Origin of the sequence: Streptomyces montanus (assembly GCF_005786655.1) — a bacterium.
Classification (GTDB): domain Bacteria; phylum Actinomycetota; class Actinomycetes; order Streptomycetales; family Streptomycetaceae; genus Streptomyces; species Streptomyces sporangiiformans.
This window is the reverse complement of sequence record NZ_VBZC01000093.1, coordinates 15,519-27,020: the sequence shown is the minus strand read 5'-3', so window position 1 is coordinate 27,020 and position 11,502 is coordinate 15,519. Positions and strand designations below refer to the sequence as shown.

Here is an 11,502-nt window from a genome sequence, read left to right as displayed (position 1 = left end):
CGAGCACCCGGCCGAGCTGCCCGGCGGCGAGCCGTCGCGGGGTCGCCCCGGGCGCGACGCCGGTGGCGGGCGCGAACTCCAGCGCGTCGTCGCCCTCCGCGTCCGTCACCCACACCACGTGCTCCTCGCCGTCGACGCGGAAGGTGCGGGGCAGCCGGGCGCGTACGCCGGCTTCGGCGGCGAGGGCGCGGGCGGGGCCGGAGCGGTGGGTGACCCAGTGGACGGCGCCGCGCACGGAGATCGCGCTGCCGCGTCCCGTGTGGTCGGGCGCGGCGGCACCGAACCAGCGGGCCGCGTTCACGGGGTGCGGCTGCAGGTCGACGCGCTGTCCGCCGAGCCGGATGTCGAGCCGGCGCGGCTCGGCCCCGTCCAGGTCGTCGAGGAGCCACAGTTCACCGGCGGAGGAGTACACGACGCGCGTGCCGTCGGTCGCCGCATGCCGGGCGTAGAAGCCGTCGACCGCCGTGTGACGTCGCAGATCCGAGCCGTCGGCGAGGGACGAGTACACGGCCCCGACGCCCTCGTGGTCGGAGAGGAAGACGACCCTCTCCCCCACCCACGACGGGTACTCGATGTTCCCGTCCAGCTCCTCATGCAGCCGTACGAACTCGCCGTCTCCTTCTTCGCCCGCGGCCGCACGGTCGATCCACAGCTTGCCCGCCGTGCCGCCCCGGTACCGCTTCCACCAGGCGGCCTCGCGTCCCATCGGCGCGGACAGCAGCACGACGCCGGGGCCGTGGGCGACATCGCCGACAGGCCCGTACGGCAGGGTGGTCGCGGGACCGCCGTCGAGCGGTACGGACCGTGCCCAGGTGCGCCGCAGACTGGCCTGCCCGTAGGTGCTGAGCGCGAGCACGTTCCCGTCCGGGGTCCAGCCGCGTACCTGGGTCTTCCAACTTCCCCAGTGCGTAAGGCGCTTGGCGGGGCCGCCGTCGAGGGAGGCGATGTGCACCTCGGGGGCGCCGTCACGGGTGGAGGTCCAGGCGACGGTCGTGCCGTCCGGTGAGATGCGGGGGTGGTTCACGGGGACGTTGTCGGCGCTGACCCGCCAGGCGCGGCCGCCGTCGAGCGGCGCGACCCAGACGTCGTCCTCGGCGGTGAAAGTGATCAACTCGCCATGGAGATGCGGATACCGGAGATAGGTCGAGGATGCAGCGGGTGCGGTCTGTGTCACCCGATCACCCTATGCAGCGACTCTTCCCCCGGCCAGAGGTTCGGATCACTTGCCCTGGGCGCAGGAGCAGGTGGGGCGCGGATGCTCGGTGACGGTCACGGTGACGGTGACGGTGGGGCCCGGCTGCTCGTGCGGCGGTGTCGTCCTGTGATCGACGGGCGGAGTCGACTTGTGGTCGCCGGGTGGTGTCGAGGGCGGCTCCTTGCTCGGCTCGGCGGCGTCGCAGTTCCCGAGTACGTCCACCCGGAACCACTGCTTGCCGCCCACCTTGGCGGTGAGGTCGCCTCGCACGCACTTCCCGTTGACCTCCTGCGTCACCTTCCCCTTGATGCTGATGTCCTTGCCGTCCTTGGTCTCGCCCACGCAGTCGACGTTCGCCACGCTGCGCGGACTCGGCGAGTTCCCGGGCTTCGCCTTGTCGCCGTACGAGGCCGTGCAGCTGACCCACTGCACGTCGACGCCCTGGCGCTCCAGTTCCCGGGTGCCCACCTGGTCGGTGGTGATCGCGACCGCGACGGAGCTCACTCCGTCGCCGGGTTCGCAGGCGGTGGCTCCCAGCACGGTTACCGCCGCGAGTCCGGCCAGGGCCGGGGTCCGCCGACGCGTCCGTAAGCCCTGCCGTATACGCCTCAATGCCCCCATAGACGGCAGCGTGCCACCCCGGACGGGGTCGCGGTAGACCGCATGCGGCCACGATCCGCCACGCATGGGCGCGCGCAAGGGTTTTTCGCCCCCGCCGCCCCTACCCGTCCCATCCTGGGTCTGGGGGCTCCGCCCCCAGACCCTCGTATAGGCCTGACGGCCTCGTCCTCAAACGCCGGACGGGCTGAAGATTTCAGGGGCGGCGGGGGCGAAAAAAACCCGGTCAGGACCAGCGCCCCGTGCGCCCCAGCAGCAGCGCCACCGCCGCCGTCCCCGCCGTCGAGGTGCGCAGCACACTACGCCCCAGCCGGCAGGTCTTCGCGCCGGCCTGAACGAACAGCTCCAGCTCCTCCGGGGAGACACCCCCTTCGGGCCCCACGACGAGCACGATGTCACCGGACGCGGGGAGCGCGACGGTCGCCAGGGGCTCGCTCGGGTGGGCCCGGTCCTCGTGCAGCACCACCGCAAGGTCCGCTTTGGCGAGAAGTGCGGCAACCTGCTTGCCCGTCATCGCGTCCGCCACCTGCGGGAAACGCACCCGGCGCGACTGCTTGCCCGCCTCGCGCGCGGTGGCGCGCCATTTGCCGAGCGCCTTGAGGCCCCGCTCGCCCTTCCACTGCGTGATGCAGCGGGCGGCGGACCAGGGGACGATCTCGTCGACGCCGGTCTCCGTCATGGTTTCGACGGCGAGCTCACTGCGGTCGCCCTTGGGGAGTGCCTGAACGACGGTGATCCGGGGCGTGGGCTCCGGTTCCTCACGGACCTCGTGGAGGTCCGTGACCACGAGGCGGTCCTTGCCCTCGGCCGCCTTGACGACGCCTTCCGTCCAGTGCCCGCGTCCGTCCGTCAGCACGACGTCCTCGCCCGGCCGCAGCCGCTTCACGGACACGGCGTGCCGCCCCTCGGGGCCGTCCAGGACGAAGTCGGGCCCGCCCGGCAGCACGTCCGCCACATCCGCCACGAACACCGGAGCGGTCATCAGACGCCGCCCCCCGCGGGATACGCCGACAGCGTCGTCTTCGCGGCGACCAGTTCGTCCGCGAGCGCCTCGACGAGCTGCTGCGCGGGCAGATCACGGGCGAGCCGGTGCCCCTGCCCCGCCCACAGCGCCATCCCCTGCGGGTCGCCCGCCTTGGCGGCCGCCTTGCGCAGTCCGGAGGTGAGGTGGTGGACCTGGGGGTACGCGGCGGGCGCGTAGGGGCCGTGCTCGCGCAGGAAGCGGTTCACCAGGCCACGGGCCGGCCGGCCGGAGAAGGCGCGCGTCAGCTCCGTACGCACGAAGAGGGGGTTGGTCAGCGCCTGCTTGTGCACGGCGTTGGCGCCGGACTCGTGGGTGGCGAGGAAGGCCGTGCCGAGCTGGGCCGCGCAGGCGCCGGCGGCGAGGGCGGCGGCGATCTGACTGCCGCGCATGATGCCGCCGGCCGCGACGATCGGGATCTGTACGGCCTCACGGATCTGCGCGATCAGGGAGAGCAGTCCGATGCCGGCGCCGGCCGTCTCCGGGTTGTCCCGGTGGGTTCCCTGGTGGCCGCCCGCCTCGATGCCCTGAGCGATCACCGCGTCGGCGCCCGCCCACTGCACGGCCTGGGCCTCCTCCACGGTGGTGGCGGTGACCAGGGTGATCGTGCCGGCACGGGCGAGGGAGTCCAGGACCTCGCGGGTGGGGCAGCCGAAGTGGAAGGAGACGACCGGCACCGGGTTGTCCAGGAGCACCGCGAGCTTGGCGTCGTAGCCGTCGTCGCGTCCGCTGTCGGGGTCACCGAGCTCGGTCTCGTACCACGCGGACTCGCCGGCGAGCTGGCTGGCGTAGACGGCGACGGCGGCCGGGTCGGCGTACTCGGGCTGCGGCATGAAGAGGTTCACGCCGAAGGGCCGGCCGGTGGCCCCGCGCAACTGCTTGATCTCCTGGTACATGCCGTCGGCCGTCTTGTAGCCGGCGGCGAGAAAACCGAGCCCCCCGGCCTCGGACACGGCCGCGGCGAGCTGCGGCACGGAGACGCCGCCGGCCATGGGGGCCTGCACGATCGGGAGGGGGAAGAGATCGGTCAGCGCGGTGGACATGACGGCATGTTGTCACGTCCCCCGAGAAGGACCGAATCCGGCCTTCCGCCCGGCATACGCCATCGGAATGGGCGCCCATCAGGGGTGATGGGAAGGCACCCGGGCCGGCGGACGCGGCCGTCGGCCCGGGTGCCCCACCTACGTGCGACCGTTGAACGCGTCCTTGAGCCGTGAGAACAACCCCTGCTGCCCGGGCTGGAACTGTCCCGTAGGCCGTTCCTCGCCCCGCAGCTTGGCCAGCTCGCGCAGCAGGCGCTCCTGCTCCGGGTCGAGCTTGGACGGGGTCGTGACCTCGACGTGGACGATGAGGTCGCCCCGGCCGCCGCCGCGCAGATGCGTGACGCCGCGGCCGTGCAGCGGGATCGACTGGCCGGACTGGGTGCCCGGGCGGATGTCGACCTCTTCGAGGCCGTCGAGCGTCTCCAGCGGGACCTTGGTGCCCAGTGCTCCCGCGGTCATCGGGATGGTGACCGTGCAGTGCAGGTCGTCGCCGCGCCGCTGGAAGGTCGCGTGCGGCAGCTCGTGGATCTCCACGTAGAGGTCACCGGCGGGCCCGCCGCCGGGGCCGACCTCGCCCTCTCCGGCGAGCTGGATCCGTGTGCCGTTGTCGACACCGGCCGGGATCTTGACCGTCAGGGTCCGACGGGACCGTACGCGTCCGTCGCCCGCGCACTCCGGGCACGGGTTCGGCACGACCGTGCCGAAGCCCTGGCACTGCGGGCAGGGGCGGGAGGTCATGACCTGGCCGAGGAACGAACGCGTGACCTGCGAGACCTCACCGCGGCCGCGGCACATGTCACATGTCTGAGCCGAGGTGCCCGGAGCGGCGCCCTCGCCGCTGCAGGTGGTGCACACGACGGCGGTGTCGACCTGGATGTCCTTGGTCGTCCCGAAGGCCGCCTCGTCGAGCTCGACCTCCAGGCGGATCATCGCGTCCTGGCCGCGTCGGGTGCGCGAGCGCGGCCCGCGCTGCGACGCGGTGCCGAAGAACGCGTCCATGATGTCCGAGAAGTTCCCGAACCCGCCGGCGCCGAAGCCGCCCGCGCCTCCGCCGCCCGCCTGGGTCAGCGGGTCACCGCCGAGGTCGTAGACCTGCTTCTTCTGCGGGTCCGACAACACCTCGTACGCGGCGTTGATCTCCTTGAACCGCTCCTGCGTCTTCGGATCGGGGTTGACATCCGGATGCAGCTCGCGTGCGAGCCGCCGGAAGGCCTTCTTGATCTCGTCCTGGGACGCGTCGCGGCGCACGCCGAGTACGGCGTAGTAGTCCGTGGCCACTTACGACTCCGCCAGGATCTGTCCGACGTACCGTGCCACCGCTCGTACCGCTCCCATCGTTCCGGGGTAATCCATGCGTGTCGGTCCGACCACGCCGAGTTTTGCTACTGCCTCGCCGCCCGAACCGTAGCCGACGGAGACCACGGACGTGGAGTTGAGTCCCTCATAAGCGTTTTCGTGACCGATGCGTACGGTCATGCCCGAATCCCCCGCCTCACCAAGGAGTTTGAGGAGGACGACATGCTCCTCCAAGGCCTCCAGGACGGGCCGGATCGTGAGGGGAAAGTCATGTCCGAAGCGGGTGAGATTGGCGGTGCCGCCGATCACCAGCCGCTCCTCGGTCTCCTCGACGAGTGTCTCCAGGAGGGTGGAGAGCACCGTCGAGACCGTACCGCGGTCCTCCGTCTCGAAGGCTTCCGGCAGGTCCTGCACCAGCTGCGGGACATCCGTGAAGCGACGGCCCGTGACCCGGCTGTTGAGCCGCGCCCGAAGGTCCGCGAGAGACGCTTCGCCGAACGGTGCCGGGCAGTCCACCATGCGCTGCTCGACCCGGCCGGTGTCGGTGATCAGCACGAGCATCACACGGGCCGGAGCCAGCGACAGCAGTTCCACGTGCCGCACCGTCGAACGGGTCAGCGACGGGTACTGCACGACGGCGACCTGACGCGTGAGCTGCGCGAGCAGCCGTACGGTCCGGCCCACGACGTCGTCGAGGTCCACGGCGCCGTCGAGGAAGTTCTGGATGGCCCGTCGCTCGGGCGCGGTCATCGGCTTGACGCCCGCGAGCTTGTCGACGAAGAGGCGGTAGCCCTTGTCCGTGGGGATGCGTCCGGCGCTGGTGTGCGGCTGCGCGATGAAGCCCTCGTCCTCCAGTGCGGCCATGTCATTGCGCACCGTGGCGGGCGACACCCCGAGGTTGTGCCGCTCTGTGAGCGCCTTGGAGCCCACCGGCTCCTCCGTGCCCACATAGTCCTGGACGATGGCGCGCAGCACTTCGAGCCTGCGTTCACTGAGCACCGCGCACACCTCCAGCTGGTCTTTCCCGCGTCCTTCGCTTGGCACTCAGTGCGTTCGAGTGCCAGCATCCCCGGCTCAAGTGTACGGCCGGTGGGTACGACCCCGGCAAGGCCGGGCCTGCGATGTCGGCCCGACGTGTGATGGTTTGTCCGGACCTGTCGGGAACTAGTCGGTAACCAGGTTCCGCTCTGCGGTGAACCATGCCCTGCTCTGCCGGGACCATAGAGCTAGCGTCGGTGTATGAAGGTGACTTGGGAAGGGCCGGCGCCGTGCTGAGTGTCGCCTGGGAGGCGTCGGGGTGGACGGAGCTGGCGCCTGGGATCGGGCAGCGGCGACTGCCCGTGTGGGACTGCACGGTCGGGCTCGTCGTGGGCGAGGGCTCCGCGCTCCTGATCGACGCCGGGTCGAGCGTGCGGGAGGGCGCGCGGCTGCGTGGCGAGGCGCGCCGGCTGCTCGGCGGCGGCCGGGTCACCCATCTCGCGCTCACGCATTCCCACTTCGACCATGTCTTCGGGGCGGCGGCGTTCGCGGGCGTCGAGGTCTTCGGTGCGGTGGGGCTGGACCGGGTCCTCGTCGGCGACAGCGACGAGCTGCGCGCGGACGCCGTACGCAACGGCGCCGACCCCCGCGAGGCGGCCGAGGCGGCGGATCTCCTCGTCCGTCCGCGGCACCTCGTGAGCGGGGAGCGGACCCTCGACCTGGGCGGGGGCCGCCAGGTCCTGCTGGCGAACATCGGCCCTGGCCACACGGCCCACGACCTGGCGGTTCTCGTCCCCGGTACACCCGGCCCCGGCACGCCCGGCGCGGACTCCCCCGAGGTCGTCTTCTGCGGCGACCTGGTCGAGGAGTCCGGCGAACCCCAGGCGGGTCCCGACGCCGTACCGTCCCACTGGCCCACGGCCCTGGACCGGCTGCTCGACCTGGGCGGCGAGGACGCGGTGTACGTTCCGGGGCACGGCGCCGCGGTGAATGCGGCGTTTGTCCGGGCCCAACGGGACGCGCTGGCACGGCGTTTCGGCGTGTCGTAGGGCTCTCGGCCCACCCGGCGGGTCCTTTCTCCTATCGTCATGCGAATGCGCCAGTACTCACCGGACCTGACCCCTCCGTGGAAGAAGCCCAAGCCCGTGCCGGAGGTCCCGGCGGAGCCGGGTCTGGTCGTGGAGGAGCCCGGCACCGGCTTCTGCGGCGCCGTGATCCGCTGCGAGGCGGGCACGGTCACTCTGGAGGACCGCTTCGGCAAGCACCGCGTGTTCCCGCTGGAACCCCGGGGCTTCCTCCTGGAGGGCCGCGTGGTGACCCTGGTCAGGCCCTCGGCCTCTCCGGTACGCCCCACCCGTACGGCATCCGGCTCGGTGGCCGTCCCCGGCGCCCGCGCCCGGGTCGCCCGCGCCGGCCGCATCTATGTCGAGGGCCGCCACGACGCGGAGCTGGTGGAGAAGGTCTGGGGCGACGACCTGCGCATCGAGGGCGTCGTCGTGGAGTACCTGGAGGGCGTCGACGACCTCCCCGCGATCGTCGCCGACTTCTCCCCCGGCCCCGACGCCCGCCTCGGCGTCCTCGTCGACCACCTGGTCCCGGGCACGAAGGAGTCCCGCATCGCGGAGTCGGTGACCAGTGAGCACGCGCTGGTGGTGGGCCACCCGTACATCGACATCTGGGAGGCGGTGAAGCCGGCCTCGGTCGGCATCCGGGAGTGGCCGCGCGTCCCGCACGGGCAGGACTGGAAGACGGGGGTGTGCCGGGCGCTGGGCTGGCGCGTGGCGAACACCGGGGAGGCCTGGCAGCGGATCCTGGACTCGGTGCGCTCGTACAAGGACCTGGAGCCGGAGTTGCTGGGGCGTGTGGAGGAACTGATCGACTTCGTGACGGCGCCGGCCTGAGCCCGAGGGTTTCGCCGGAGGGGCTGAAGCATGCGAGCCCGGGTCGGCATCAATCAGCCCGTCCGGCGTTTGAGGACGAGGCCGCAAGGCCGATACGGAGGTCTGGGGGCGGAGCCCCCAGGTTGAGGATGGGACGGGTAGGGGCGGCGGGGGCGAAGAACCCCACACCACGGACCCCGCTCAGTCGACCAGGTCCCGCACCACCCCATCCGCCAGCAACCGCCCCCGCAGCGTCAGCACCGCCCACCCCTCCTCGTACGGGCCGGTTTCGAGCAGCCCGTCCGACAGCGCACGCCGGGACGCGGCCAGGCCGTCCGGCCGCAGCAAGGAGAGCGGGCAGCCCTCGCGGAGCCGTAGCTCCAGGAGGATGCGCTCCACCCGGCGGTCCTCCGCGGAGAGGAGCTCGCGTCCGGCGCCGGGCGTCCTGCCCGCCGCAAGTGCCGCCGCGTACGCCCCCGGATGCTTGACGTTCCACCACCGCACCCCGCCCACGTGGCTGTGCGCACCCGGCCCCGCGCCCCACCAGTCGGCGCCGCGCCAGTACAGCTCGTTGTGGAGGCAGCGGCCCGCCGCGGAGGTGGCCCAGTTCGAGACCTCGTACCAGTCGAAGCCCGCAGCGGACAGGCTCTCGTCCGCGATGAGGTAGCGGTCCGCGTGGACGTCGTCGTCCGTCATGGGGACCTCGCCCCGTCTGATCCGCCGCGCCAGCTGCGTGCCCTCCTCGACGATCAGCGCGTACGCCGACACGTGGTCCGGCCCCGCCCCGATCGCCGCGTCCAGGGAGGCCCGCCAGTCGTCGTCCGACTCACCGGGCGTGCCGTAGATCAGGTCGAGGTTGACGTGCTCGAAGCCCGCCGCGCGGGCCTCCGCCACGCACGCCTCGGGGCGGCCGGGCGTGTGGGTGCGGTCCAGCACCTTCAGTACGTGCTGCCGGGCGCTCTGCATCCCGAAGGAGACCCGGTTGAAGCCGCCGGCCCGCAGGGCGGCCAGATAGGCGGGGTCGACCGACTCCGGGTTCGCCTCGGTCGTGATCTCCGCGTCGTCCGCGAGCCCGAACTCGTCGCGGATCGCCCCCAGCATGCGTACGAGATCGCCGGCGGCCAGCAGCGTGGGCGTACCGCCTCCGACGAAGACCGTGCGCACCGGCCGGGGGTCGTCGCCCAGGACCTTCCGGGCGAGCCGGACCTCGTCGACGAGTGTCGACGCGTAGTTGTCGCGGGAGGCGAGCACGCCTCCGCTGCCCCGCAGCTCGGTGGCGGTGTACGTGTTGAAGTCGCAGTAGCCGCAGCGCGTGGCGCAGTACGGCACGTGCAGATAGAACCCGAGGGGGCGCTCGGCCGCGCCGGCCAGGGCCTGCGAGGGCAGTGCCCCGTCGTCGGGGACGGGCTCACCGTCGGGGAGTGCGGAAGGCATGCCTTCCATTGTCCAGCACCTTCGGCGCGCTCCCCGGCTCCTCCGCTACTCCGCGACCACTCCGCGACTACTCCGCCTGCAGCACCAGCAGCGCGAGGTCGTCCTCCGGCGGCTTCGGGCCGAACTCGTGGACCAGGCGTCGTATCCGCTCGGCGATCAGTTCCGCGCTCAGGCCCGCGCAGCCGGCGAGGGCCACCGCGAGGCCGTCGGAGTCGTCGAACTGCCGGGGCCCGCTGCGGCGCTCCGTCACGCCGTCGGTGACGCACAGGAGGCTGTCGCCGGGGCGCAGCTCGAAGGTGTCGCAGGTGTAGGTCGCGTCCTCGAAGACACCGAGGAGGGTCTGCGGCTGGGCCGTCTCGCTCACCTTGCCGCACGGGGCCAGGAGCAGGGGCAGCGGGTGTCCGGCGGAGGCGACGGTGCAGTGCACACCGCCGTCGAAGGGGACCAGCTCGCCGTACAGGAGGGAGAGGAAGCGGGTCTGCGGGCCCTCGGTGAGGCCCTGGCCGCCTGCCGCGACCAGCGCGCGGGCGGCCGCGTCCGCGGCTTCGGTGGCGTCGTCGAGGAGCAGCTGGTTGAGGCGGTCGAGGACGTCGGGCACCTCGTAGCCCTCGCGGGCGAGCAGCCGCAGCCAGGGCCGGGCGAGGCCGATGACGACGGCGGCCTCGGGCCCCTTGCCCTGCACGTCGCCGAGCGCGAAGCACCAGCGTCCGTCGCCGGCCGGGAACAGGTCGTAGAAGTCACCGCTCGGTCCGCCCTTGTCGCACGGTTCGTAGACGAGCGCGCTGCGGACGCCGGGTATCTCGGCGACGGCCCCGGGCAGCAGGCCGCGTTGCAGTACGCGGCTGATGGTGGCCTGTCGCGCGTATTGCCGGGCCGCTCCGATGGCGAGTGCGACGCGGCGGCTGAGGTCCTCGACGAGTCCGGTGATCTCGTCGGGGAAGCGGTCCAGCCCGGCCCGCCCGATGACGAGCGTGCCGAGGGGTCTGCCGCCCGCGATCAGCCGGTACGCGAGTGCCGACCCGTCGGCCGCCTGCGTACCGAGCGCGTCGGCGGGCCAGGGCACGGGGACGGGTCCGGAGCGTGCCGATTCGGGCAGTCGGGGCGGGTCCTTCTCCAGGACGAGGCGCAGTTCCTCGATGCGGTTCTCGCTGCCGTGCCAGACGCGCGCGAGCCGCGGACCGCCGACGAGGCCCCCGTCGGTGCGGCCGGGCGCCTCGTCCTCCAGCCACACCGCGCACCAGTCGGCGAGCCGCGGTACGAGCAGCTGTCCGGCGAGCGCGGCGACGAGGTCCTCGTCGAGCTGTCCGGCCAGCAGGTCGGAGGCCTCGGCGAGGAAGGAGAGGGCGCCGCGGTTGAGCCACTCCTGGTCGTGCAGGGTGCGTTTGGGGGCGGGGGCGAGGAGCTCGGCGGCCCGCAGCCCGCGCCACAGGGCGTGCTCACCGGCGTACGCCTCGGGTTCCTCCGCACCGTGGCCGGCCGCGACCTCGTCGAACGGCAGCCGCGCCCATACGGTCTTGGTGCCGGTGCGGTAGGTGATCCCCCAGGCCTCGGAGAGCGAGGAGACGAGCCGCAGGCCGCGCCCGTACTCGACGGTGTCGTGCGGCCGGTCGGCGCCTTCGTCGCGGACCGAGCGCGCGGGGTGATGGTCGGCGACCTCGATGACGAGGACGCCGCCCGGGTTCTCGGCACCGTCCTCGCAGCCGCACCCCGCCCCGCTTTCCAGCCGTGTCTCCAGTTCGACGTCGGTGCCGGCGTGCACGACCGCGTTGGTGACGAGTTCACTGACGACGACCACGGTGTCGTCGGCGAGCCGGTCGGTGATGAACTCGGCGCCGGGCAGGGCGAGTTCGGTCCACTCGGCGAGTGCGGCGCGGACGAACCGGCGGGCGGCGCCCGGGGCGAGAGGGTTGCCCGGGAGCGACGTTCGCGCCAGCGGGCGCGGGTGCCCAGGCGCATCAGGAGCACGGGAGTTTATCTCCCGTTGCGTCGGTATGACCCCCACTGTGCGGCTCCCTGAGCAGTTCGGACGAATACGCC

At 72.4% G+C, this 11,502-nt stretch carries 9 protein-coding genes and 1 pseudogene; 2 read left to right on the top strand and 8 right to left on the bottom strand.

The genetic code is table 11. The features are described 5' to 3' along the window. From FE633_RS43820 to hrcA, 6 genes and pseudogenes are all read right to left on the bottom strand, one after another. Positions 1-1,174 (bottom strand): annotated as a pseudogene (locus FE633_RS43820) (PD40 domain-containing protein); the annotation flags it as partial. A 45-nt stretch (positions 1,175-1,219) separates the two neighbouring features. After that, positions 1,220-1,816: a hypothetical protein gene (locus tag FE633_RS43815; protein ID WP_246114106.1), complete on the bottom strand. Its 597-nt coding sequence runs from the start codon at positions 1,814-1,816 to the stop codon at positions 1,220-1,222. Positions 1,817-2,039: 223 nt separating this feature from the next. Further along, positions 2,040-2,795 (bottom strand): 16S rRNA (uracil(1498)-N(3))-methyltransferase, encoded by a 756-nt coding sequence (locus FE633_RS43810; RefSeq protein ID WP_138050746.1) that lies wholly within the window; start codon positions 2,793-2,795, stop codon positions 2,040-2,042. Then, the gene (locus tag FE633_RS43805; RefSeq protein WP_138050745.1) at positions 2,795-3,877 is read right to left on the bottom strand and encodes a nitronate monooxygenase; all 1,083 of its coding nucleotides are present in this window, start codon (positions 3,875-3,877) and stop codon (positions 2,795-2,797) included. The genes FE633_RS43810 and FE633_RS43805 overlap by 1 nt, the downstream gene beginning before the upstream one ends. A 138-nt stretch (positions 3,878-4,015) precedes the next feature. Further along, complete coding sequence (gene dnaJ / locus FE633_RS43800) at positions 4,016-5,155, bottom strand: molecular chaperone DnaJ (RefSeq protein WP_138050744.1); 1,140 nt, start codon at positions 5,153-5,155, stop codon at positions 4,016-4,018. Beyond that, positions 5,156-6,172 carry a heat-inducible transcriptional repressor HrcA gene (gene hrcA, locus FE633_RS43795; RefSeq protein ID WP_119102238.1) on the bottom strand — a complete coding sequence of 339 codons (1,017 nt, stop codon included), beginning with the start codon at positions 6,170-6,172 and terminating at the stop codon, positions 5,156-5,158. Positions 6,173-6,444: 272 nt separating this feature from the next. On the opposite strand from hrcA, the gene FE633_RS43790 reads away from it, so the two are divergent. Further along, complete coding sequence (locus FE633_RS43790; RefSeq protein ID WP_138050748.1) at positions 6,445-7,200, top strand: MBL fold metallo-hydrolase; 756 nt, start codon at positions 6,445-6,447, stop codon at positions 7,198-7,200. A gap of 45 nt (positions 7,201-7,245) precedes the next feature. Then, entirely contained in the window at positions 7,246-8,052 is an 807-nt protein-coding gene (locus FE633_RS43785) for a DUF3097 domain-containing protein (protein ID WP_138050743.1), read from the top strand. Between the two features lie 180 nt (positions 8,053-8,232). Here FE633_RS43785 and hemW read toward each other — a convergent pair whose 3' ends face one another. Continuing rightward, complete coding sequence (hemW, locus tag FE633_RS43780; RefSeq protein ID WP_138050742.1) at positions 8,233-9,465, bottom strand: radical SAM family heme chaperone HemW; 1,233 nt, start codon at positions 9,463-9,465, stop codon at positions 8,233-8,235. A gap of 67 nt (positions 9,466-9,532) precedes the next feature. Continuing rightward, positions 9,533-11,467 carry a SpoIIE family protein phosphatase gene (locus tag FE633_RS43775; protein WP_138050741.1) on the bottom strand — a complete coding sequence of 645 codons (1,935 nt, stop codon included), beginning with the start codon at positions 11,465-11,467 and terminating at the stop codon, positions 9,533-9,535. Positions 11,468-11,502 lie beyond the last annotated feature (35 nt).